The sequence below is a fragment of the Amycolatopsis sp. A133 genome, from assembly GCF_031082405.1.
Taxonomy (GTDB): domain Bacteria; phylum Actinomycetota; class Actinomycetes; order Mycobacteriales; family Pseudonocardiaceae; genus Amycolatopsis.
Genome location: NZ_JAVHJU010000046.1, coordinates 73918 through 96091 on the forward strand (window position 1 = coordinate 73918; position 22174 = coordinate 96091).

A 22174-nucleotide genomic window follows, 5' to 3' on the forward strand; every position below is an offset into this window, starting at 1 on the left:
ACGTCAATAACACGGCGGTAACGTTTTGTACCTAAGTTTAAGTACTGAAAGAACTGGCGGTCTGGACCTGTTGATCGAACTACTCCTTGCGACGCAAGGGTTTCAGCCGGTACGCCCACCGCTCGCCAGCAGCTGAGCGATCGGCAGGGTGGCCGCGCCGAGCGCGACCGCCTCCGGCCCGAGCCTGCCGAGGACGACCTCGGTGCGCTCGGCCAGGTAGTCGAGCGCGTGCCGGCCCACCGCGTCGCGCACCGCGGGCAGGATCGCCGGTCCCATGATCGCCCCGGCCGAGCCGGAAAGCACCACCCGATCGGGGCTGAGCAGGTTGATCAGGTTCGCGATGCCGATGCCGAGGTACTCGCCGGTTTCGGCCAGCACCTCCGCGGCCGGCCCGCCGTCGGCGGCTTCGGCGACGATCCGGGCCAGCTCGGCGTCGCTTTCGTCACCGATGACCGGTTCCCGGCCGACGCGGCCGGCGTAGTGGCGGACGACCGCCTCGGTGCCGACGTAGGCCTCCAGGCAGCCGTGGGACCCGCACCGGCAGGCCGCCCCGGCCGCCTTGACGACGGTGTGGCCCCACTCGCTGGTCGTGATGCCGGGGTGCGACCTCCCGGCCGTCGCGACGGCGGCCCCGACCCCGACGCCGAGCAGCGCGACGATGGCGCGTTCGGCACCCCGGCCGGCGCCCCGCCACGTTTCGGCCTGCCCGAGGGTCCGGGCGCGGTTGTCCAGGTGGAGGGGCGCCTCGATGTGGGGGTGGATCAGCTCGGCGAAGTTCACGCCGCGCCAGCCGAGGGTGGGGGCGTGCACGATCCCGCCGTCGCGGACCGCACCGGGCACGCCGATGCCGACGCCGAACACCGCGCCCGGATCGCCGTCTTCCAGCACTTCGGCGATGCCGGTGCGCACCAGCCCGGCCACTTCGTCCGGGTCGAGCCGGGTGCCGACAAGCGGGTGGCGGACGGTCCCGAGGGTGCCGAGCGCGCAGTCGAAGAGGCCGACCTCGACGTGCGTCTCGCTGACGTCGACGCCCACGACGTGCCCGAACCCGGGCCGCACGGCCAGCAGCGTCCGGGGGCGGCCGCCGTCCGATTCGACCGATCCGGCCTCGGCGACGACGCCGTCCGCGATGAGCTCGGAAACGACGTTGGTAACGGTGGCGGCCGATAGTCCCGATTCAGCTACCAGTTCCAGTCTGCTGACGGGACCGCGGAGGTAGAGCGAGGAGAGCAGTGCCGCGCGGTTGTGCCGCCTGAGGTCACGGGTCGTCTGGCGCACCACCTGGGTCACCGGGAGGATTCTGCCAGACCGCGGCCCCGCCACCATGGGTTCGGGACTTAGTTCACCACTTAATACATAGCCACAACTTACGGTGATCGGGCATCCTGTCAGTGAGCCGGTATGAGTTAGATGGGTTGCCCATGGCGAGCAAGCGCACCACCGTCCGTGATCTGCGGCGGCACAACCGATCCCTGCTGCTGTCGAAACTGTACTTCGACGGCCCGCTGTCGAGGCACGAACTCAGCCAGCTCACCGGATTGAGTGCCGCCACGGTGAGCAACGTGACCGCCGAACTGGGCGAAGAACGCCTGATCACCGAAGCCGGCCAGGTCGAGTCCGACGGCGGCCGCCCGCGCGTGCTGCTGCGCGTCGACCCGGCGTACGGGCACGTCGTGGGCGTCGACATCGGCGAAACCGGCGTCAAGGTCGAGCTGTTCGACCTGGCGATGACCCGGCTGGCGACGGTCGAGCACCCGCTGCCGAAGGCGCCCGACCCGGCGACCGCGGTCGAGCAGGTGACCTCCGGGCTGCGGGAGGTGTTCGCGAGCGCCGGCATCGACGAATCGGGGGTGCTCGGCGTCGGCATCGGCGTGCCGGGCACGGTCGAGCAGGGGGTCGAAGTGCTGGTGCACGCCCCGACGGTCGGCTGGGACGCGGTGCCGCTCGTGGCGCTGCTGCAGGACGCGGGGGTCGGCCTGCCGCTGTTCGTGGACAACGGCGCGAAGACGCAGGGCCAGGCGGAGATGTGGTTCGGCGCGGGCCGCGGGGCGCGCCACGCGGTGATAGCGCTGCTCGGCTCGGGCGTGGGCGCGGCGGTGGTGACGGACGGAACGACGTACCGCGGTTCGACGAGCAGTGCGGGCGAGTGGGGCCACACGACGATCGCGTACGGCGGCCAGGAGTGCCGCTGCGGTTCCCGCGGGTGCCTGGAGGCGTACGTCGGCGCGGGAGCGGTCCTCGCCCGGTACCGCCGGGCGCGCGGCAAGGACATCACGGGCGAGGACGAGCAGGCCCAGTTCCAGGCCCTACTGGCGGCGGCCCCGAAGTCCAAGACGGCGGCCCGGGTCCTCGAGGAAACGGCGGGCTACCTGGGCGCGGGCATCGCGAACCTGATCAACTTGTTCAACCCGGAGCGGATCGTGATCGGGGGCTGGGCGGGGCTGGCGCTGGGCGAGCAGCTGCTGCCGCGCATCCGCTCGGTGGCCGGTGAGCACGCCCTGCGGCACCCGTTCAGCCAGACCTCGATCCGGCTGGGGTCGCTGGGCTTGGACGCGGTGGCCACCGGCGCGGCGACGCTCCCGGTGGCGGACCTGCTGGAGCAGGGCGCGACGTCGCGGATCGCGAAGCCGGGAGCGCCGGACTCCGACGCGGCGTGAGCACCGCTTGACCGAGGGCCGCGGCAGGTAGCTCCGGAGCACCCTCCCCCGCGCGGGTCAGTGACCCTTCACCCCTTAATTCGGGTTGAAAAAAAATGACCGTCCGACGGTTGCCCCACTTGTCTGGACCATGCATACTTTGTTGCCAAGCACAACAAAGGCACCTGGAGCACGCTGCCGTCCGCGTACCGCCACGCGGGCCTCGGCGAGCACCCGCACGGCCACGCCTGCCGCCGCCCCGGCATGCACGGCCGAACCTCCCCTCCCGCGTTCCGTGCTGCGCGCGGAACGCCGGTCCCCACGGTGAGAGAGGCGACAACGATGTCCACCTCCAAGAAGAACCGCTGGGCGGCACTCTTCGCCGCCTGCGCACTGCTCGTCCTCGGGCAGCAGGCCCTCGCTCCGTCCCCGGCGGAAGCAGCGGCCACGTTCACCGACGACTTCAACGGCGCCGCGGGCGCCGGGGTCGACGGGTCGAAGTGGCAGCTCGAAACCGGCGACAACGTCAACAACCACGAGCGGCAGTACTACACCTCCGGCACCAACAACGCCCAGCTCGACGGTCAGGGCCACCTCGTCATCACCGCCAAGAAGGAAAACCCCGGCAACTACAACTGCTGGTACGGCCGCTGCGAGTACACCTCCGCCCGGCTCAACACCGCCGGCAAGTTCAGCCAGGCCTACGGTCACTTCGAGACGCGCATGAAACTCCCGCGCGGACAGGGGATGTGGCCCGCCTTCTGGATGCTCGGCGGCGGGAACTGGCCCACCGACGGCGAAATCGACATCATGGAGAACGTCGGGTTCGAGCCGAACACCGTGCACGGCACCATCCACGGCCCCGGCTACTCCGGCGCCGGCGGCATCGGCGCGGCCTACAACGGCCCGAACTTCTCCGACGACTTCCACACCTACGCCATCGACTGGGCCCCCAACCAGATCAAGTGGTACGTCGACGGAAACCTGTACCAGACGCGCACTCCGTCGGACCTCAACGGCAACCGCTGGGTGTACGACCACAGCTTCTTCCTCATCCTCAACCTCGCCGTCGGCGGGTACTGGCCCGGCGATCCCAACAGCAGCACGCAGTTCCCGCAGCAGCTGGTCGTCGACTACGTGCACGTCACGAACACCGCGAGCAGCGGCGGCGGCCGGACCGGCACGATCACCGGCATCGGCGGCAAGTGCGTCGACGTCGCCGGCGCCAACAGCGCCAACGGCACGCCCATCCAGATCACCGACTGCAACGGCAACGCCGCGCAGAGCTGGACCGTCGGTACCGACGGCACCCTCCGCGCCCTCGGCAAGTGCATGGACGTCTCCGGCGCGGGCACCGCGGACGGGACAGCGGTGCAGCTCTACGACTGCAACGGAACCGGCGCCCAGCAATGGGTTGTGACCGGAGCGAAGGACATCGTCAACCCGAACGCGAACAAGTGCCTCGACGCCACCGGCAACTCGAGCGCGAACGGCACCCGCCTGCAAATCTGGACCTGCGGCGGCGGCGCGAACCAGAAGTGGACCACTCCCTGACCCACCCCCCGTCGTGAGTGGTAAGGCGGGTTAGAACCCGCCTTACCACTCACGACCGGGGCCGGCGGGGGCGTTCCCGACGAAAGTCGCGCGGCGGGTGCGGCAGGATCGCGGCATGCGTGTCGTGCTGCTCGTGCTCGCCCTGCTCGGCTCCGTCGCCGTCCCCGCGTCGGCGGGGGAGCGCCTGCCGCGGTGGGAGCCGAAACCCACCGGTGTCACGGCCCAGTTCCGCGGCCTGTCCGCGGTCAGCGGGCGGGTCGCCTGGGTGAGCGGCACCCAGGGCACCGTCCTGCGCACCACCGACGGCGGTGCCACCTGGAAGCCCGTCGGACCGCCGGGGACCGAGACGCTGCAGTTCCGCGACATCGAGGCCTTCGACGCCGACCACGCCGTGGTCCTCTCCATCGGCCCCGGCACCGACTCCCGCGTCTACCGGACCGACGACGGCGGCGCGCACTGGCGCCAGACGTTCCAGAACACCGACGCCGCGGCGTTCTACGACTGCCTCGCTTTCTTCGACCCCTGGCGCGGCCTGGCGATGAGCGACCCCGTCGACGGCCGGTTCCGGGTGCAGGCCACCTTCGACGGCGGCCGCAGCTGGCGGCCGGTGCCCGACAGCGGCTTCCCACCGGCGCTGCCCGGCGAGGCCGGGTTCGCCGCCAGCGGCCAGTGCGTCACGACGGCCGGGCCGTTCGACGCCTGGCTGGCCACCGGCGGCGGCACCACCGCCCGCGTCCTGCACTCCGGCGACGGCGGCCGCCACTGGACGGCGTCGGCCACGCCACTGGCCAGCAGCCCCTCGGCGGGGGTCTTCGCCCTGGCCTTCCGCTCGCCGTCCCAGGGCATCGCGATCGGCGGCGACTTCGCCAACCCGGACGCACCCGGCCCGGCCGTCGCGCTGACCCGGGACCGCGGGCGCACCTGGACCATGCCGGGCCAGTACCCCGCCGGGTACCGCTCGGGGCTGGCCTGGCGTGGCGGGACGGTGCTCGCCGTCGGCCCCGGCGGCAGCGACGTCAGCCCCGACGGCGGACGGCACTGGCGGTCGTTCGACACCGGCAGCTTCGACAGCGTGGATTGCGCCGGGGCGGCCTGCTGGGCCAGTGGCGCCGGGGGCCGGGTCGCGCGCCTTCGCTAGAGGACCTGGCCGGTGGGCCGGACCATGATCTCGTTGACGTCGACCGTGGGCGGCTGCTGGACGGCATAGAGCACGGCGCGGGCGATGTCGTCCGGAGCCAGCTTCGGCTTCTTGCGCTGCTCGTCGTCAAGGATGTCGGTGTCGGTGATGCCGGGGTTGATCAGCGTGACCCGCACGCCGGTGCCGACGGCCTCCTCGCGGATCGCGCCGGCCATGCCGGTGACGGCCCACTTCGTCGCGGAGTAGAGGCTCGCGTTGCGGATGTACCGGCCGGCGACCGAGCCGGTGATCAGCAGGTGCCCGGCGGTTTCCCGGAGCGCCGGAAGGGCGGCGCGGGCGGTGTAGGCCGCGCCGAGGACGTTGGTGCGGACCATCTCTTCCCAGGCCCGCGGATCGGGATCGTCGGTGCCGAAGAAGGAGGTGCCGACGCCGATGCCGGCGTTGGCGAAGGCGGCGTCGAGCCGTCCGAACCGTTCGACGGTCCCGGCGACGGCTCCGGAGATGCTCGGCCAATCGGCGACGTCGGCGGCGAGCGCGACGGCGTTGTCGTCGCCGAGCTCGGCCGCGAGGCCCGCAACGGACTCGGCTTTGCGGGCGACGAGGGCGACTTTGAACCCGGAGGCGGCGGCCAGGCGCGCGGTCGCGGCGCCGAGGCCGCGGGAGGCACCGGTGATGAGGAGAACGCGATCATCCATGCCTCCAGGCTAGGCGGATTCCCCGGTCCTCAGGGCACCAGCACGAGGCGGCCGCGCAGGCCGCCCGCGGCGAGCCGTTCGTGCGCGGCCGCCGCCTCCTTCAGCGGCAGAATCCCGGCGACGCGCAGGGGGAGCGTGCCGTCCTCCGCCGCCCGGGCCAGCTCGGCCAGGCGCTCGCCGTCGGCGCGGATCCACACCGCGCGCACCCGGATCCCGCGCAACGGGAGCGGGGCGGCACCGGCGGCGAAGGCCACGAACTCGCCGCCGCCGCGGACCGCGTCGAGGGCGTCCAAGCCCAGCAACGCGGTGTCGAGGGCGGCGTCCACTCCGCCCGGGACCAGCGCGCGCACCCGGTCGCCCAGCGCCGGTCCGCGCGGTACGAACTCGTCCGCGCCGAACGCCCGGACCTCCGCTTCGTCCGCCTCGGACGCCACCGCGACCACGCGCAGCTTCCGGGCGTGCGCCAGCGCGACGGCATACCCGCCGACCGCGCCCGCCGCCCCGGTGATCAGAACCGTCCCGGTGGTTTCGACGAGGTCCAGGGCCTGCGCGGCCGTCAGGGCGTTGAGCGGGAGAGCCGCCGCTTCGACCGGGGAGACACCCGCCGGTGCGGGTGCGACCGCGGAGGCGTCCAGGACGATGTGGCCGGCGTAGGCGCCCAGTGGCGTGGCGATCCGATCGCGCAGGCCGATCACCGCGTCGCCCGCGCGGAAGCCGGTGTCCCCGGCGTCGTCGATCTCGCCGGCGACGTCCCAGCCCACCCCGAGCACCTCCCGCGGCGGGATCACCCCGGCCGCGGTGAGCGCCCCGGACCGGGTCGCGAGGTCCACGGGGTTCACCGCGGCCGCCAGCACGCGGATCCGGACCTGCCCCGGGCCGGGTCCGGGCACCGGCACCTCGACGTGCTCCAGGACCTCCGGGCCCCCGAACCGCCGCACCACCACCGCACGCATCGTCGTCTCCTCCGCGGGTCGAACCTTCCCCGCGAACGTATGGGGAGCTACTCTCCGATGGGAAGTACGCACCCGCAGGTGCCCACCGAACGAGGAGGTTCGCCCCGGTGCCCACGCGCACGGCGGAACAGCGGCGGCAAGCCGAAAAAGCCGCCTACGACGCCTATCTGGCGGCCTGCCCGACCCGGAAGCTGCTGGACGAGATCGCCGGCAAGTGGGTCAGCCTCGTTCTCGTCGCCCTCGGTGACGGCCCGCAGCGCTACAGCGACCTTTCGCGGCGCATCGCCGGGGTCAGCCAGAAGATGCTCACCCAGACCCTGCGCGTCCTCGAACGCGACGGGCTGGTGCGCCGCGAGGTCACCCCGGCGGTGCCCGTCCGCGTCGACTATTCCCTTACGCCACTGGGGGAATCGCTGCGCGCGCTGATGGCCGGGTTCAAGGACTGGGCCGAGGCCAACTTCGACGCCGTCGACGCCGCCCGCACCGATTACGACGCGCGTACCCCGGACCTCACGATCGGGCCGGGCGGCTCCGGCTAGGCTCTACCGGGTGTCCACCGCACGCGCCGAACGGCTGGTCAATCTGGTGCTGGCCCTGTTGTCCACCCGGCAGTACCTCACTGCCGAGCGGATCCGCGGCATCGTGCCCGGATACGGCGACGCGGCCAGCGACGAGGCCTACTTCCGGATGTTCGAACGGGACAAGACCGAGCTGCGCGAACTCGGCATCCCGCTGGAAACCGGCCGCAACTCCGCCTTCGACGCCATCGAGGGTTACCGCATCGCCCGCCGCGACTACGAACTCGGCGAAATCGACCTCGCCCCCGACGAGGCCGCCGCCGTCGCGCTGGCGTCCCGGCTGTGGGACTCGCCGGAGCTGACCGGGCAGGCCCAGGGCGCGCTCGTGAAGCTGCGCGCCGCCGGACTGGAGGTCGACGACCAGGCCCCCACCGTGGTCGAGCCGCGGGTGCGCGCCGAACCGGCGTTCGGGCCGCTGCTGGCCGCGGTCCAGAACGGGCAGGCCGTCCGCTTCGAATACCGCCGCAGCGGTTCCCCGGAGCGGATCATGCGGACCCTCGAACCGTGGGGCGTGGTGTCGTGGCGCGCCCGCTGGTACGTCGTCGGGCACGACCGCGACCGCGGCGCCACCCGCTGCTTCCGGCTCTCCCGCGTCACCGGGCAGGTCCGCGCCGTCGGCAAACCGGGCGAGGTCCGCCGCCCCGAAGGCGTCAACCTGCTCAAGCTCGTCACGGCCACCGGCGACAGCGAACCCGCCCCGGTCACCAAAGCCCGGGTCTGGGTCGCCGACGGCCGCGCGGCCGGGGTCCGCCGCCGCGGCACGGTGGTCGGCCGATCCGTGATCGACGGCGAAGAGGGCGACCTCGTGGAAATCGGCCTGCTCTACCCGGAATCGGCCGCCGACTGGATCGCCGCCCAGGGGCCCGACGTCGTGGTGCTCGAACCCGACGTGCTGGCCAAGAGCGTCCAGGACCGGCTGGAAGCCGTCGTCGCGCGGCAGGGGAGTGTTGTGCTGTGAGCGGGTCCACCGACCGGATGCCGCGGCTGCTGGCGCTCGTGCCCTACCTGCTCGCCCGCCCGGGCATCCGCGTCGACGAAGCCGCGCAGGACTTCGACGTCACGCCGAAGCAGCTGCGCAAGGACCTCGAGCTGCTGTGGATGTGCGGGCTGCCCGGCTACGGCCCCGGCGACCTGATCGACCTGTCCTTCGAGGGCGACACGATCGTCGTCACCCACGACGCCGGGATGAGCCGCCCGCTGCGGCTCACCGGGGGTGAGGCGACCGCGCTGCTGGTGGCGCTGCGGGCGCTCGCCGAGACGCCGGGCGTGGTCGACGGCGACGCCGTCCGCCGCTCCATCGCCAAGATCGAATCCGCCGCCGGGCAGGCCCAGCCGGCGGGCGTGGTCGTCGGCGGGGGCGTGCGCGAGGGCAAGAAGACCGCGCGGACCCGCGAGGAGGTCGCCCGCGCCCTGCAGGGCGGGCGCGCGCTGCGGATCCGCTACTACACCGCCTCGAAGGACCAGATCACCGAGCGCACGGTCGACCCGATGCGGCTGCTGATCGTCCAGGCGGTCGGCTACCTCGAAGCCTGGTGCCGCCGCGCCGAGGGCGTCCGGCTGTTCCGGCTCGACCGGATCGACGAGCTGGCGGTCCTCGACGAGCCGTCGCGCCCGCCCGCGCACGCCCACCCCACCGACATCTCCGAGGGAGTCTTCCGCGAGCGTCCCGATCAGCGGGAGGCGGTCCTGGTCCTCGACCCGGACGCACGCTGGGTAGCCGAGTACTACCCGTGCGAGGAGCTCGACGAGCTCGACGGCGGCCGCCTGCGGATCCGGATGCGCTACGCCGACCAGTCCTGGATGGTGCGCCTCGTCCTCGGTCTCGGCGGGGAAGCGCTGGTGGAGAGCCCGGCCGACCTCGCGTCCGACGTCGGTCGCCGCGCCGCCGGCGCCGTGGCCCGAGCCCGTCACCTTCCGTCAACCTGCGACCACTAGGCTGGCGGCGTGCCGTACCTGCCCACCGCTGTGCTCATCGTGCTCGGCGTTGCCGTCCTCGTGGTCCTGCTGGTGCGGACCGTCAAGGTCTTGCGTGCCTTCCGGCAGACCGCAAGCATGGTGGCTACGAACACCCAGGACCGGGCGGGACTCGTGCGCGCCCGGTCGGCGGCGTTGCGCGTCGCGTTCGCGCAGCGCCACCGCAAGCCGGAAAACCAGTAACATTCCTACCAGACGCAGATAGGAGGCCACCATGCTGAACGGATTGCAGCCGTGGCATTTGATCATCTTGGTGCTCGTCGTCGTGCTGCTGTTCGGGGCCAAGAGGCTTCCCGACGCGGCCCGGTCCATCGGCAAGTCCATGAAGATCTTCAAGGCCGAGACCAAGGACCTCACCGGCGACAAGACCGCGGCGCACGAAGACGCCGAGCCCGTCGAGACGAAGCAGATCCCGGCCACGCCCGTCGTCACGCCCGTCGCCACGTCGGCGACCGACCAGCAGGTCGCCGACCTGCAGCGCCAGCTCGACGAGCTGAAGAAGCAGCAGGCCGCCGACCAGCCGCAGAAGAACGTCAGCTGAGCGGCTCGAGCCACACCCGGTCCCCTGTCTCCGGAGCGCGCCGGCCCCCGGTGCGCTCCGGCTGACTCCGACGAGAACGGAACAACCCGTGGCGGAACCCGCCTCCGGAAACGGCGACAGCCGCCGGTCGAAGCGGCGCAAGCGCAGCCGTCGCACCAACCCCGACGGCACGATGACGCTCATCGAGCACATCTACGAGTTCCGCCGCCGGCTCGGCTTCGCGATGCTCGCGATCGTGGTCGGCGGGATCCTCGGGTTCATCTGGTTCGGCACCAAGATCGGCCCGATCCCGTCGCTGGGCGACCTCGTCAAGGACCCGTACTGCGCGATCCCGCCGGACCGGCGGCTCGACAGCGCCGAGGGCTGCCGGTTGCTGCAGACCGTGCCGTTCGAGGCCTTCATGACCCAGCTGAAGGTCGGCATCGCGGCCGGTGCCGTGCTCCTCTCGCCGGCCTGGCTGTACCAGCTGTGGGCGTTCATCGCGCCCGGCCTGTACAGCAAGGAGCGCAAGTACGCGCTGACGTTCGTCGGGTTCGCGTCGGTGCTGTTCGCCGCGGGCGCCGTGCTCGCCTACATCCTCTTCCCGCACGCCCTGCAGCTGCTCATGGGCTTCGGGCAGGACGCGTTCGTCACCGCGCTGACCGCGGACAAGTACATCTCGTTCCTGCTGTCGCTGCTGATCATCTTCGGGATCAGCTTCGAGCTCCCGCTGCTCGTGGTGATGCTCAACCGCGTCGGCATCGTGAAGTACGTGCAGCTGAAGAAGTGGCGCCGCGGCATCGTGTTCGCGCTGTTCGTCTTCGCCGCCTTCGCCACGCCGGGCTCGGACCCGTTCTCGATGCTCGGCCTCGCCGGCGCGCTCACCGTGCTCTTCGAGATCGCCGTGCAGATGGCCCGCTTCCACGACCGCAAGCTGGAGAAGGCCCGCGGGGACGAGGGCTGGGACCAGCTCGCCGACGACGAAGCCGCACCGTTCGACTACACGCCGAGCACCGTCGACGACGAGCCGTCGACCCCGACCGCGTCCGGTGGCCGGTCGAGCACCGACGACGTCACCTAGTGGGGATCCACGCCGCGCTCGCCGTGCACCCGGCTTCGGGACACGGCGCCGCCGCCCGGATCGCCGACACCGTCGCCGAGCGGCTGCGCACCGCCGTGGACCGGCTCGACGTGCTGGTCGCGCACTCCGTCGAGGAGTCCCGCGCCCTGATGCGGTCGTCCCACTCCGCCGGGCTGGACGTCCTGATCGTCCTCGGCGGCGACGGGGCCGCTCACCAGGGCGTCCAGTTCTGCGCGAACCACGACGTCGCGCTCGGCCTCGTCCCGGCGGGCACCGGCAACGACTTCGCCCGCGCCCTGGGCGTCCCCGGCGAACCGCTCCCCGCCGTCGACGCACTGGTCGCGGCCCTGAAATCCGGCGCCCGGCGGCGGATCGACCTCGGCCGCGTGGGCGACACCTGGTTCGCGACGGTGCTGTGCGCGGGCTTCGACGCGAGCGTCAACGAACGCGCCAACCGGATGCGCTGGCCGTCCGGGCCCCGCCGCTACGACGCCGCGATCCTCGCCGAGCTGGCCGCGTTCCGCTCCCGCCCGGTGGTCGTCGACACCGCCGCCGGGCGCCTCGAGCTCGACGCGACCCTCGTGGCGATCGGCAACACCCGCTTCTACGGCGGCGGCGTCCCGATCTGCCCGACGGCCGACCCCGAAGACGGCGTCTTCGACATCACGGTCATCGGCCACGCCACCCGCCGCGGCCTGATCCGCATGCTCCCGGGCCTGCGCACCGGCAAACACCTCACCCACCCCGCCGTCCGCACCCTGCGCGCCCGCTCGGTCACCCTGACCGGCAACACCTGGCCCGCCTACGCCGACGGCGAGCCGCAGGGCACGGTGCCCGTGACCGTCCACTGCGTCCCGGGCGCGCTCACCGTGCTGGCCTAACGGTCGTAGCCACCCGCCCGCGCCACCAGCTGCCGGAAGTGCGCCGGGGTCAGCAGCCGTCCCGTGCCGGCGAAGTAGACACCGCCGCAGCGGTGGCAGAACCAGCCCAGCTCCCACACCTGCTGCGCCGCCGGCACCCCGCGCCGCTGCCGCCGGTGCTCCCGCAGCCGCCGCGCGGACAACCACACCAGCACACCCGCCGCGCCGTACACGCACACCGCCGGCAGCGAAATCAGCGCAACACCCAGCACCTCCGACGCCACCCCGCCGGGCGGCGGATCGTCAGGCGCCGAAAACGGCAACAGCAGGAAACAACTCCCCACCAAGGCCAGCAGGATCGCCGCCGCCGGCAGGCCGCCACCGCGGCGCGGGGGAGGGAAGGGGTCCAGCGCACGGGCCACCGCCGTCACCGAAACGCCGCTGACCTGGCCGTTCGTCACGATCACGCCGTCACCGGCCGGCACCACGGCCGCCGGGCCCCGGCCGCGGTAGAACGAATGGCCACCGTGGTAGGCCGCAGGCACGTGCTGCACCCGGTCCAGCAAGCCGCAGCTCGGGCACGGTTCGGTCATGCCCGCTCCGACGTCGCCGCACCGCACCCGGTTCCAGCGCCCAGGTTCCAGCGCCCACTGAAGTGTATAACGACCTATACTTCGGGTCAGTGCACGCAACGTGCGAACTGCCGGAGGGGTGTGAAACCCTGACGAGGTGGCCAGTAGCCCTTCTCCGTCCCCGGCCGAGGCCTATGCGGCCTCCACGCGTCGCGGGAAATACCCCCAGCTGACGCGCTTCGCCGCGGAGGCGTCCTTCGAGTTCGACGAGTTCCAGATCCGCGGGTGCGAGGCCCTCGAGGGCGGCCACGGTGTGCTGGTCTGCGCACCGACCGGGGCGGGCAAGACGGTGGTCGGCGAGTTCGCCGTGCACCTGGCGCTGGCCGAGGGACGCAAGTGCTTCTACACGACGCCCATCAAGGCGTTGTCGAACCAGAAGTACGCCGACCTCGTCGCCCGCTACGGGGCCGGCGCCGTCGGCCTGCTGACCGGGGACACCTCGATCAACGGCAACGCCCAGGTGGTCGTGATGACCACCGAGGTGCTGCGCAACATGCTCTACGCGGGCTCGTCGACGATCACCGACCTCGGTTACGTCGTGATGGACGAGGTGCACTACCTGGCCGACCGGTTCCGCGGCGCGGTCTGGGAAGAGGTCATCCTGCACCTGCCGGAGCACGTCCGCGTGGTCGGGCTGTCGGCGACGGTCAGCAACGCCGAGGAGTTCGGCGAGTGGCTGGTGGAGGTCCGGGGCGACACGACGGTGGTCGTCGACGAGCACCGGCCCGTGCCGCTGTGGCAGCACATGCTGGTCGGGAACCGGCTGCTCGACCTGTTCGCCGGGGAGGACGTGCACGCCCCGGGGGCCGAGCTGCGGATCAACCCGACCCTGCTGCGGCGGACCGAGGAGATCGGCCGTCAGTACGCGCCCGCCGGGTTCCGGGGGCCGCGGGGCCGCCGGGGTGCGCCGCCGCGGATGCCGCGGTTCCGGCCGCCGTCGCGGGTCGACGTCGTGGAGCAGCTGGACCGGGCGGGGTTGCTGCCGGCGATCGTGTTCATCTTCTCCCGCGCCGGGTGCGACGCCGCCGTGGCGCAGTGCGTGCGGTCCGGGTTGCGGCTGAACGGGCCGGGTGAGGTCGAGCAGATCCGGCGGGTCATCGAGGAGCGCACGGCGGACCTGCCCGAGGGTGATCTCGGCGTGCTCGGTTACTGGGAGTGGCGGGAGGCGCTGGAGCGGGGGATCGCGGGGCACCACGCGGGGTTGCTGCCGGCGTTCAAGGAGACCGTCGAGGAGCTGTTCGTCCGGGGGCTGGTGAAGGTCGTGTTCGCCACGGAGACCCTGGCGCTGGGGATCAACATGCCGGCGCGGACGGTCGTGCTCGAACGGCTGGTGAAGTACAACGGCGAAGCGCACGTCGAGCTGACGCCGGGGGAGTACACGCAGCTCACGGGCCGCGCCGGGCGGCGCGGGATCGACGTCGAGGGCCACGCGGTCGTCGCGTGGCAGCCCGGGGTGGATCCGAAGCAGGTGGCGGGGCTGGCTTCGACGCGGACCTATCCGCTGCGGTCGTCATTCCGGCCGGGCTACAACATGGCGGTCAACCTGGTGGCGCAGGTCGGGGCCGCGGAGGCGCGTGAGCTGCTGGAGCAGTCGTTCGCGCAGTTCCAGGCCGACCGGTCGGTGGTGGGGACCGCGCGCCGGATCGAGCGGAACAAGGAAGCCCTGAAGGGCTACACGGCCGCGGTGACCGGCGATTTCGACGAGATGCTGGAGTACGTCGAGCTGCGTTCGAAGATTTCGGCGCGGGAGAAGGCGTTGTCGCGGCAGAACACCGCCGTGCGCCGGGCCGGGACGGCGGAGTCGCTGGAGAAGCTGCGCAAGGGTGACGTCATCGCGGTGCCGGCGGGACGGCGGGCGGGGCTGGCCGTGGTCGTCGATCCGGGGCTGGACCCGATCCGGGAGCCGCGGCCGGTGGTGGTGACCGAGGACCGGTGGTCGGGGCCGTTGTCGGTGGCGGACTTCCCGGCGCCGGTCGAGGCGCTGGGGCGGATCAAGCTGCCCAAGCACGTCGAGCTGCGGTCGCCGCGGGCGCGCCGGGACATCGCCGCGACGTTGCGGAACGCCGGGATTTCGCTGCCGGGCCGGCAGAAGCGGCGTTCGGGGGCGAACGAGGACGGTGAGCTGGCCGTGTTGCAGCGGGCGCTCCGGGCGCACCCGTGCCACGGGCTGGCCGAGCGCGAGGCGAATCTGCGCTGGGTCGAGCGTTATCAGCGGCTGGCGGCGGAGACGCAGCAGCTGGAGCGGAAGGTCGCGGCGACCACGCACTCGCTGGCGCGGGCGTTCGACCGGATCTTGGCTTTGTTGGGGGAGCGCGGCTATCTGGGGCCGGAGTCGGCGGGAGACGGCGAGGATCGCGTCACCGAGCACGGGCGGCGGCTGACGCGGCTCTACAGCGAGTCGGATCTGCTGGCGGCCGAGTGCATCCGGCACGGGGTGTGGCGCAAGCTCAACCCGGCCGAGCTGGCCGCGGTCGTGTCGACGCTGGTGTTCGAGGCCCGGCGGGACACCGCCGGTGAGCCCCGGTTGCCGGGTGGTGCGGTGCCCGAGGCGTGGCAGGAGACGGCGCGGCTGTGGGTGGAGCTGACCGAGGACGAGCGGCGGCACCGGCTCGACCGGACCCGGGAGCCGGATGCCGGGTTCGCGTGGCCGGTTTATCGCTGGGCTCGTGGTGAATCCTTGGAGAAGGTGCTGACCGCGGCCGAGGCCAACGGCCAGGAGCTGTCGGCGGGTGATTTTGTGCGCTGGTCGCGTCAGGTGATCGACCTGCTCGACCAGATCCGGGACGTGCTGGGCAAGGCCGACCCGGTCGGTGCGGCGGCGGCCGATGCGGTGAAGGCGCTGCGCCGCGGGGTCGTGGCCGCGGGGGCGGCGTGAACTCGGTGTTAGCCCAGCTCCCGGGTGGCGGGGGCGGTGAGCGTGGACACGTGTGCTCGGCTCCGACCTGTGGTTGGATCGCCTGCGACACCGTGCGTGCGCGGCTTGCCGGTGTTTCGGGGTGGACAGCGTGATGAGCGAAGCAGGCGGAGGCAGACGATGAGCACGCCGTATGGCGGCAACGACCCACAGCAGCCCCAGTACGGGCAGCAGCCGGGCGGCGCGTACCCGCCGAGCGGCCCGCAGGAGCAGCCGCAGTGGGGGCAGCAGCCTTCTTACGACCCGAACCAGCAGCAGTGGGGCCAGCCGCAGCAGCCCCAGTACGGGCAGCAGCCGGGCGGGTACCCCCCGCCGCAGCAGCCCCAGCAACCGCAGCAGTGGGGGCAGCAGCCGCCGCCCTACGGGCAGCAGCCCGGCGGGGGGTATCCGCAGAGCGGGCCGCAGGCGCAGCCCCAGTACGGGCAGCAGCCGGGTGGGGCGTACCCGCAGAGCGGGCCGCAGGCGCAGCCCCAGTACGGGCAGCAGCAGCCGCCGGGCCAGTACGACTACGGCCAGCAGTTCCCGGGCGCGGGTGCCCCGGAGGGCGAGACGCCGGCGAAGTCGAAGAAGGGCCTGCTGATCGGCGTGATCGCGGCGATCGCGGCGGTCGCGGTGTTCCTGATCCTCGGGTTCGTGGCGCCGGGGTTCCTGAAGACGCAGGTCTTCAACAACACGCAGATGCAGACCGACGTGCAGAAGCTGCTGACCGAGACCTACAAGATCGAGGGCGTCACCGGCGTCACCTGTCCTGCCGAGCAGAAGGTGGAGGACGGGGCGAAGTTCGAGTGCACCGCCACGATCGCCGGCAAGCCGCAGCAGGTGCCGATCACGGTGAAGGGCGACGGCGGCAACTACGAGGTTTCCCCGCCCGCCTCGAAGTGACGTGATCGAAGCCCGGCCGCCGGTGGTTCCGGTGGCCGGGCTTCGTCGTTTCCGGCGATGATCCGGGCATGAGCGACTTCGAGATCCGGACGCTGGGCACCGAGGAACACCGGGCGGCGAGCAACCTGTTCCGGGAGAGCGTGCACTTCCCGCCGCCCGACGACGCCGAATGGGTGTACGCGGCGCGGTACTACCAGCCCGGGGGCGCGCTCGGGGCCTTCGATCCGGAGCTCATCGGGACCGCGCGGTCCTTCGACGCCGAGCTGGCCGTGCCCGGTGGCGCCCGGCTGCCGATGGTGGGTGTCACCTCCGTGGGGGTCCGGGCCGACCGCACCCGTCGTGGTGTGCTGCGGGCGTTGATGACGGCGCAGCTGGAGGATTTCGCCGCGCGCGGGGTGGTGTTCGCGAACCTGCTGGCGTCCGAAGCCGGGATCTACGGCCGGTTCGGCTACGGCCTGGCCACCCGTTGCCGCGCTTACAGTGTCGACCGGTCCCGGGCGCGGTTGCGGCCGGACGCCCCGGTGGGCGGCGAGCTGGAGCTGCTGGACCTGGACCGGGCGCTCGAAGTGTGCCCGGGCGTGTACGCCGGTCTCGAGCACCGGCCGGGGATGATGACCCGGCCCGAGGTGCTGTGGCGGCTCTACGAGATGCAGCTGCGGCGGCACGCCTCGCCGGTGAAGGCGGTGGTGCACCACGGTCCCGGCGGGCCGGACGGGTTCGCCACCTACTCCGTCGACGGGGTGCCGGCCCATCCGTGGACCAAGACCCTGGAGGTGGCGGACCTGTTCGCGGGTTCCGCGACCGCGTACGCCGGGTTGTGGCGGTTCCTGCTCGGCATCGACCTGGTGGACCGGATCGTCGCGGAATCGCGTCCGCTCGACGATCCGATCGACCTGCTGCTGGCCGACCACCGCCGCGGCACCGTCGACCGGATCGGGGACGAGCACTGGATCCGGCTCGTCGACGTCCCGCGGGCGCTGGCCGCCCGGGCGTACGGGCACGCCGCGTCGGTGGTGCTGGAGGTGGCCGATCCGCTGCTGCCGGGCAACAGCGGTACCTACCGCGTGACCCCGGACGGCGCGGAGCGCACGGACCGGCCGGCCGGGCTTCGCCTGGACGTCACCACGTTGGCCATGGTCTACCTCGGCACGTGGCGGCCCTCGGCGCTGGCCGGAGCGGGCCGGATCGAGGTCCGCGACCCGGCGGCTCCCGCGGCGGCCGACCTGCTCTTCGGCACCGGCGTGGCGGCCTGGAGCGGCAGCCACTTCTGAGGGCGGCCGGGAAATCGGCGTGCCGGGCCCGGCGGTGGGCGGCAAGATCGGGAGGATGACCGCCTTCGACGTCCGCCCGATCACCGAAGAAGAGCGGCGCAGCACGTTCGACCTGCTGCGCCGCGCCTTGCACAGCCGGCGCGTCACCGACGACGTCTGGGCCCGGATCGGGGAGTCGTGGCCCGCCGTGCACAAGTTCGGCGCGTTCGACGGGGAGACGCCGGTCGGGATCGTCAGCTCCTACGACACCGAGATCGCCGTCCCGGGCGGGCGGGCCGTGCCGGTCGCCGCGGTGGAGGGCGTCGGCGTCCGCGCGGACCGGACCCGCCGCGGGGTGCTCAGCGCGATGATGGCCGTGCAGCTGGCCGACTTCGCGGCGCGGGGGTTGCCGCTGGCGGTCCTGCACGCGAGCGAACCGACCATCTACGGCCGGTTCGGCTACGGCTCGGCCGCGCTCGGCAAGACCCTGCGGGTGGCGCGGCCGGCGGCCCGGCTCCACGAGCGCGTCCCGGCCGGCGGTGACGTCCGGCTGCTCACGCCCGCGGAGGCGGTGAAGGACCTGCCGGCGCTGTACCGGCGGATCGGGCTGCACCGGCCGGGCATGATCGGGCGTCCGGACTCGTGGTGGCCGATCTCGCACGACCGGCACGTGGGCCCGGACGGCGACCACCTCGTGGCCGTCCACAGTGGACCGGACGGGGACGACGGGTTCGTCGTGTACGCCACGATCACCCGGCGGTCCCTCGGCTCACCCGACGAGGGTGCGGTGCTGGAGGTCCACGACCTGCACGCCGCCGGCCCGGTCGCGCGGGCCGCGCTCTGGCGGTACCTGCTGTCGGTCGACCTGGTCTCCGGGGTGCACGCCCGGCACCGTCCGGTCGACGAGCCCCTCGCGCTGCTGCTGACCGACCACCGGCACGCGGCCACCCTCGCCGTCGAGGACGACCTGTGGCTGCGGCCGGTCGACGTCGCGGCCGCGCTCGCCGCGCGCAGCTACCGCGCGGCCGGGCCGGTGGTGCTCGCGGTGACCGACCGGCTGCTGCCGGCCAACACCGGGCACTACGAGGTCGGCCCGGACGGCGCCCGGCGCACCGACGCGCCCGCCGACCTGGCGCTCGACGTCGGCACCCTCGGCATGCTCTACCTCGGCCAGTGGGCCGCGACGACGCTGGCCGCCGCGGGCCGGATCGAGGTCCGCGACCCGGCCGCGGCGGTCCGGGCCGACGAGCTGTTCACCACGGTCACCGCGCCGTGGTGCGGCACGCACTTCTAGGCGCCGGGCAGGGCCTTGAGCAGCCGCTCGACCGAGTTGCCGAGGTTCCACCGCTCGGCCAGCTCGGCGACCCGCGCCGGATCGGCCGGTGCCGCCGGGACGGTGTCGGGCCGGGACTGTTCGACCGGCGCGTCGACCGCGACCCGGACCACGGTCGGGGCGACGGCGAGGTAGTCCGCTGCGTCCTTGAGCCGCAGCCGCGTCTTGAGGGGCACGCGGCTGTCGCCGGCGGCGGAGGCCTCCAGGAGCGCGTCGAGCGAGCCGAACTGCGTGATCAGCTTCGCGGCGGTCTTCTCGCCGATCCCGGCGACACCGGGAAGCCCGTCGGAGGGGTCGCCGCGCATCACCGACATGTCCGCGTACGCGGGCCCGGCGGTCTCGCGGGGCAGGCTGTAGCGCTCGGCGATCTCGGCCGGGCCGAGCACCTCGGCCTTGGCCCAGCCCTTCCCGACGTAGATGACGGCGGTGGGGGTCGGCTCGGTGCGGACCAGCTGGAACAGGTCCCGGTCCCCGGTGATCACCTCGACCGGATCGGTCTTTTCGCGCGTGGCGAGCGCGCCGATGACGTCGTCGGCCTCGTAGCCGCCGGCTTCGGCGGTGGCGAACCCGAAGGCTTCGAGCAGCTCGAGGATGATCGGGACCTGCGGGGTGAGCGTGTCGGGCACGACTTCGACGTCGGGGCCGCTGCCGGTCTCTTCGGCCACGCGGTGCGCCTTGTAGCTGGGGAGCAGGTCGGTCCGGAACTTCGGCCGCCAGTCGGCGTCGAGGCAGCACACCAGCCGCGTGGGGCGCCGGTCGGTGAGGATCCGCGCGATCGTGTCGGCGAACCCCCGCACGGCGTTCACCTGCGTCCCGTCCGCGGCGCGCATCGAGTCGGGCAGGGCGAAGAAGGAGCGGAAGTACAGGCTCGCGGAGTCGAGCAGGGCAAGGGATCCGGTCACCCGCACAGCCTGCCACGGCCGGGGAGGGTGGGGGGAGCGCCACGCGTCTTGCGGTGCGGAAGAGGGGAGTGGGTGAGCGCTCTCGCTTTGGGCGGGGCTGCGGGCTGCGGGCTGTGGGCGCCGAGGCGGAACCGGGCGGGGCGGCAGCGGCACCTGCCGCCGCCGCGGCCGCCGCGGGAGCAAGCCCGCCGCTCCGGCTGCCACCGGTTTCGGCGGCACCGGATGAGCGCCCGGGAGCGGCAGGTCGGCCCGGACGGCGGCCATCGCCGGGCAAGCCCGCCGCTCCGGCCGCCACCGGTTTCGGCGAAGCCGGGCGAGTGCCCGGCGGCGGCACGCGCCACCAGCCCGCCGCTCTGACCGCCACCGGTGCCGGCGAACCGGGCGGGGTCCGGCCGCGGCAGCCGCAGCCGCACCCGCCGCGGCAGCCGCAGCCGCACCCGCCGCGGCAGCCGCAGCCGCTGCACGCGTCGCCACCGCGGAAGCAAGCCCGCCGCTCCGACCGCCACCGGCGTCAGCGAAACCCGGGCGAGTGCCCGGCGCGCGCCGCCGCCAGTCCCGCTGCTCCTCACCTCACCGGGCGTCACCGGGGGAGGCGCGTCACCCGGCCCGGCATGTCGCGGACCCACACGGTCCGGGCGGCTCGCCCGTCCCACTAGGCTCGGCCTCATGTCGCGCCGATCCCTCCACACGCCCGCCCCCGATTCCGCTGCCCTCCGGGCGCGGCTGGACCGTGCCCGCGCTGCCGCGGCGGCCGCGAGCACCGATGCCCTGCTGATCGCGCCCGGCTCCGATCTGCGGTACCTGCTCGGCCAGGCCGGGGGCTCGTTCGAGCGGCTCACCACCCTCGTCGTCCCGGCCGACGGCACTCCCGCGCTGGTCGTGCCGAAGCTGGAGGCGCCCGGCTACGCCGACGTCCCGGCCGACGAACTCGGTGTCGAACTGCTCACCTGGGTCGACGGCGACGACCCCTACAAGCTGGTCGCGGACCGGCTCGGCAAGCCCGGGCGGGTCGCGGTCAGCGACTTCACCCCGGCGCTGCACGTCCTGGCGCTGCGGGCCGCGCTCGGGGAGGCCGAGCAGACCTTGGCCGGGCCGGTCGTGCGGGAACTGCGGATGCGCAAGGACGCCGCGGAAATCGCGTCGCTGCGCGAGGCCGGTGCGGCGATCGACCGGGTGCACGCCCGCGTCCACGAGTGGCTGCGGCCGGGCCGCACCGAGGCCGAGGTCGGCGCCGACATCGCCGCGGCCATCGTCGAGGAGGGCCACGTCCGGGCCGACTTCGTGATCGTCGGCTCCGGCCCGAACGGAGCCAGCCCGCACCACGACGTCTCCGAGCGCGTCATCAACAAGGGTGACGTCGTGGTCGTCGACATCGGCGGCCCGCTGCCGGCCGGCTACAACTCCGACTCCACCCGCACCTACGCCGTCGGCGAGCCGCGGGACGCCGATGTGGCCGAGACCTACGCGGTGCTGCAGCGCGCGCAGGCCGCCGCGGTGGCCGCGGTGAAGCCGGGCGTCACCGCCGAGGCCGTCGACGCCGCCGCGCGGGACGTCATCGCCGAGGCGGGCTTCGGGGAGTACTTCATCCACCGCACCGGGCACGGCATCGGCCTGGACGTGCACGAGGAGCCGTACATCATCGCCGGCAACGGGCTGCCGCTGGAGCCGGGCATGGCCTTCAGCGTCGAGCCGGGCATCTACCAGCCGGGCCGGTGGGGCGCCCGCATCGAGGACATCGTGATCGTGACCGAGGACGGCGTCGAGTCCGTCAACAACCAGCCGCACGAGCTCGTCGTGCTGGACGCATGACGACCGGCGGCCTGGAGCCGCTGGACCAGTCGATCGTCCAGGAGCTCGCGGCGGACGGGCGGCGCAGCTTCACCGACCTCGCCGAGCGCGTCGGGCTGTCGGTGTCGGCGGTGCACCAGCGGGTGCGCCGCCTCGAGCAGCGCGGGGTCATCCTCGGCTACACCGCCCGGCTCGACGGCGAGCAGATCGGCCTGCCGCTGACGGCGCTGATCTCGCTGACGCCCAACGACCCGGCGGCCCCGGACGACTACCCGCAGCGGATCCAGCACATCAAGGAGATCGAGTCGTGCTACTCGGTGGCCGGCGACGAGTCCTACATCCTGCTGGTGCGCGTCCAGTCGCCGCTGGCCCTGGAGGACCTGCTGCGCCGGATCCGGGAGGCGGCGAAGGTGTCGACCCGGACGACGGTGGTGCTCTCTACGCCGTTCGAGGGACGTTCGCCGACGTTCTGATGCCGGCGCTC

General features: G+C 73.0%; 21 protein-coding genes. 16 read left to right on the forward strand and 5 right to left on the reverse strand.

Going from position 1 to position 22174, the window contains the following annotated elements; all coding sequences use genetic code 11:
• Positions 1 to 102 precede the first annotated feature (102 nt).
• A complete protein-coding gene (locus tag Q5425_RS28850) occupies positions 103 to 1290 on the reverse strand; it encodes an ROK family transcriptional regulator (RefSeq protein WP_308675468.1) in 1188 nt (395 codons plus the stop codon).
• A gap of 131 nt (positions 1291 to 1421) precedes the next feature.
• On the opposite strand from Q5425_RS28850, the gene Q5425_RS28855 reads away from it, so the two are divergent.
• From Q5425_RS28855 to Q5425_RS28865, 3 genes are all read left to right on the forward strand, one after another.
• Complete coding sequence (locus Q5425_RS28855) at positions 1422 to 2657, forward strand: ROK family transcriptional regulator (protein ID WP_308675469.1); 1236 nt, start codon at positions 1422 to 1424, stop codon at positions 2655 to 2657.
• Between the two features lie 321 nt (positions 2658 to 2978).
• Positions 2979 to 4190, forward strand: coding sequence for a family 16 glycosylhydrolase (locus tag Q5425_RS28860; RefSeq protein WP_308675470.1), 1212 nt, complete (start codon positions 2979 to 2981; stop codon positions 4188 to 4190).
• Between the two features lie 115 nt (positions 4191 to 4305).
• Complete coding sequence (locus Q5425_RS28865; protein WP_308675471.1) at positions 4306 to 5328, forward strand: oxidoreductase; 1023 nt, start codon at positions 4306 to 4308, stop codon at positions 5326 to 5328.
• Here Q5425_RS28865 and Q5425_RS28870 read toward each other — a convergent pair.
• Both Q5425_RS28870 and Q5425_RS28875 read right to left on the reverse strand, forming a co-directional pair.
• A complete protein-coding gene (locus tag Q5425_RS28870) occupies positions 5325 to 6023 on the reverse strand; it encodes an SDR family oxidoreductase (RefSeq protein WP_308675472.1) in 699 nt (232 codons plus the stop codon). The two genes, Q5425_RS28865 and Q5425_RS28870, sit on opposite strands and share 4 nt — an antisense overlap.
• Positions 6024 to 6052: 29 nt before the next feature.
• Entirely contained in the window at positions 6053 to 6976 is a 924-nt protein-coding gene (locus Q5425_RS28875) for an NADP-dependent oxidoreductase (RefSeq protein WP_308675473.1), read from the reverse strand.
• A gap of 107 nt (positions 6977 to 7083) precedes the next feature.
• Between Q5425_RS28875 and Q5425_RS28880 the strand changes: the two genes are divergently transcribed.
• The 7 genes from Q5425_RS28880 to Q5425_RS28910 all read left to right on the forward strand — a co-directional run bounded on the left by Q5425_RS28880 (position 7084) and on the right by Q5425_RS28910 (position 12010).
• On the forward strand, positions 7084 to 7515 hold the full coding sequence (locus Q5425_RS28880) for a helix-turn-helix domain-containing protein (protein ID WP_308675474.1): 432 nt from the start codon (positions 7084 to 7086) through the stop codon (positions 7513 to 7515).
• A gap of 10 nt (positions 7516 to 7525) precedes the next feature.
• Positions 7526 to 8512, forward strand: a complete 987-nt coding sequence (locus tag Q5425_RS28885) for a WYL domain-containing protein (RefSeq protein ID WP_308675475.1) — start codon at positions 7526 to 7528, stop codon at positions 8510 to 8512.
• Positions 8509 to 9489: a WYL domain-containing protein gene (locus Q5425_RS28890; protein WP_308675476.1), complete on the forward strand. Its 981-nt coding sequence runs from the start codon at positions 8509 to 8511 to the stop codon at positions 9487 to 9489. The genes Q5425_RS28885 and Q5425_RS28890 overlap by 4 nt, the downstream gene beginning before the upstream one ends.
• 9 nt (positions 9490 to 9498) lie before the next feature.
• Entirely contained in the window at positions 9499 to 9711 is a 213-nt protein-coding gene (locus tag Q5425_RS28895; RefSeq protein ID WP_308675477.1) for a bacteriophage holin, read from the forward strand.
• Positions 9712 to 9742: 31 nt separating this feature from the next.
• A complete protein-coding gene (gene tatA / locus Q5425_RS28900) occupies positions 9743 to 10069 on the forward strand; it encodes a Sec-independent protein translocase subunit TatA (protein WP_308675478.1) in 327 nt (108 codons plus the stop codon).
• Between the two features lie 88 nt (positions 10070 to 10157).
• The gene (gene tatC, locus Q5425_RS28905; RefSeq protein ID WP_308675479.1) at positions 10158 to 11129 is read left to right on the forward strand and encodes a twin-arginine translocase subunit TatC; all 972 of its coding nucleotides are present in this window, start codon (positions 10158 to 10160) and stop codon (positions 11127 to 11129) included.
• On the forward strand, positions 11129 to 12010 hold the full coding sequence (locus Q5425_RS28910; protein ID WP_308675480.1) for a YegS/Rv2252/BmrU family lipid kinase: 882 nt from the start codon (positions 11129 to 11131) through the stop codon (positions 12008 to 12010). The genes tatC and Q5425_RS28910 overlap by 1 nt, the downstream gene beginning before the upstream one ends.
• Here Q5425_RS28910 and Q5425_RS28915 read toward each other — a convergent pair.
• The gene (locus Q5425_RS28915; protein ID WP_308675481.1) at positions 12007 to 12582 is read right to left on the reverse strand and encodes a hypothetical protein; all 576 of its coding nucleotides are present in this window, start codon (positions 12580 to 12582) and stop codon (positions 12007 to 12009) included. The two genes, Q5425_RS28910 and Q5425_RS28915, sit on opposite strands and share 4 nt — an antisense overlap.
• A 136-nt stretch (positions 12583 to 12718) precedes the next feature.
• Here Q5425_RS28915 and Q5425_RS28920 point away from each other — a divergent pair, with 136 nt between their 5' ends.
• The 4 genes from Q5425_RS28920 (at position 12719) to Q5425_RS28935 (ending at position 18961) form a co-directional block, all read left to right on the forward strand.
• Positions 12719 to 15496 (forward strand): DEAD/DEAH box helicase, encoded by a 2778-nt coding sequence (locus Q5425_RS28920; protein WP_308675482.1) that lies wholly within the window; start codon positions 12719 to 12721, stop codon positions 15494 to 15496.
• A gap of 159 nt (positions 15497 to 15655) precedes the next feature.
• Complete coding sequence (locus tag Q5425_RS28925; RefSeq protein ID WP_308675483.1) at positions 15656 to 16417, forward strand: DUF4333 domain-containing protein; 762 nt, start codon at positions 15656 to 15658, stop codon at positions 16415 to 16417.
• Between the two features lie 68 nt (positions 16418 to 16485).
• Positions 16486 to 17688 (forward strand): GNAT family N-acetyltransferase, encoded by a 1203-nt coding sequence (locus Q5425_RS28930; protein ID WP_308675484.1) that lies wholly within the window; start codon positions 16486 to 16488, stop codon positions 17686 to 17688.
• A gap of 55 nt (positions 17689 to 17743) precedes the next feature.
• Positions 17744 to 18961 (forward strand): GNAT family N-acetyltransferase, encoded by a 1218-nt coding sequence (locus Q5425_RS28935; protein WP_308675485.1) that lies wholly within the window; start codon positions 17744 to 17746, stop codon positions 18959 to 18961.
• Here the strand turns inward: Q5425_RS28935 and Q5425_RS28940 are convergent.
• A complete protein-coding gene (locus Q5425_RS28940) occupies positions 18958 to 19902 on the reverse strand; it encodes a 5'-3' exonuclease (RefSeq protein ID WP_308675486.1) in 945 nt (314 codons plus the stop codon). The genes Q5425_RS28935 and Q5425_RS28940 overlap by 4 nt on opposite strands.
• A gap of 666 nt (positions 19903 to 20568) precedes the next feature.
• Between Q5425_RS28940 and Q5425_RS28945 the strand changes: the two genes are divergently transcribed.
• Positions 20569 to 21711: a Xaa-Pro peptidase family protein gene (locus Q5425_RS28945; RefSeq protein ID WP_308675487.1), complete on the forward strand. Its 1143-nt coding sequence runs from the start codon at positions 20569 to 20571 to the stop codon at positions 21709 to 21711.
• Positions 21708 to 22163 carry an Lrp/AsnC family transcriptional regulator gene (locus tag Q5425_RS28950; protein ID WP_043786019.1) on the forward strand — a complete coding sequence of 152 codons (456 nt, stop codon included), beginning with the start codon at positions 21708 to 21710 and terminating at the stop codon, positions 22161 to 22163. The genes Q5425_RS28945 and Q5425_RS28950 overlap by 4 nt, the downstream gene beginning before the upstream one ends.
• Positions 22164 to 22174: the final 11 nt, after the last annotated feature.

Bases quoted from the DNA above. Each gene is read 5' to 3' on its own strand.
- Q5425_RS28855 (WP_308675469.1), top strand. From the start codon at position 1,422: ATGGCGAGCAAGCGCACCACCGTCCGTGATCTGCGGCGGCACAACCGA.
- Q5425_RS28860 (WP_308675470.1), top strand. From the start codon at position 2,979: ATGTCCACCTCCAAGAAGAACCGCTGGGCGGCACTCTTCGCCGCCTGC.
- Q5425_RS28865 (WP_308675471.1), top strand. From the start codon at position 4,306: ATGCGTGTCGTGCTGCTCGTGCTCGCCCTGCTCGGCTCCGTCGCCGTC.
- Q5425_RS28870 (WP_308675472.1), bottom strand. From the start codon at position 6,023: ATGGATGATCGCGTTCTCCTCATCACCGGTGCCTCCCGCGGCCTCGGC.
- Q5425_RS28875 (WP_308675473.1), bottom strand. From the start codon at position 6,976: ATGCGTGCGGTGGTGGTGCGGCGGTTCGGGGGCCCGGAGGTCCTGGAG.
- tatA (WP_308675478.1), top strand. From the start codon at position 9,743: ATGCTGAACGGATTGCAGCCGTGGCATTTGATCATCTTGGTGCTCGTC.
- Q5425_RS28915 (WP_308675481.1), bottom strand. From the start codon at position 12,582: ATGACCGAACCGTGCCCGAGCTGCGGCTTGCTGGACCGGGTGCAGCAC.
- Q5425_RS28925 (WP_308675483.1), top strand. From the start codon at position 15,656: ATGAGCACGCCGTATGGCGGCAACGACCCACAGCAGCCCCAGTACGGG.
- Q5425_RS28930 (WP_308675484.1), top strand. From the start codon at position 16,486: ATGAGCGACTTCGAGATCCGGACGCTGGGCACCGAGGAACACCGGGCG.
- Q5425_RS28935 (WP_308675485.1), top strand. From the start codon at position 17,744: ATGACCGCCTTCGACGTCCGCCCGATCACCGAAGAAGAGCGGCGCAGC.
- Q5425_RS28945 (WP_308675487.1), top strand. From the start codon at position 20,569: ATGTCGCGCCGATCCCTCCACACGCCCGCCCCCGATTCCGCTGCCCTC.
- Q5425_RS28950 (WP_043786019.1), top strand. From the start codon at position 21,708: ATGACGACCGGCGGCCTGGAGCCGCTGGACCAGTCGATCGTCCAGGAG.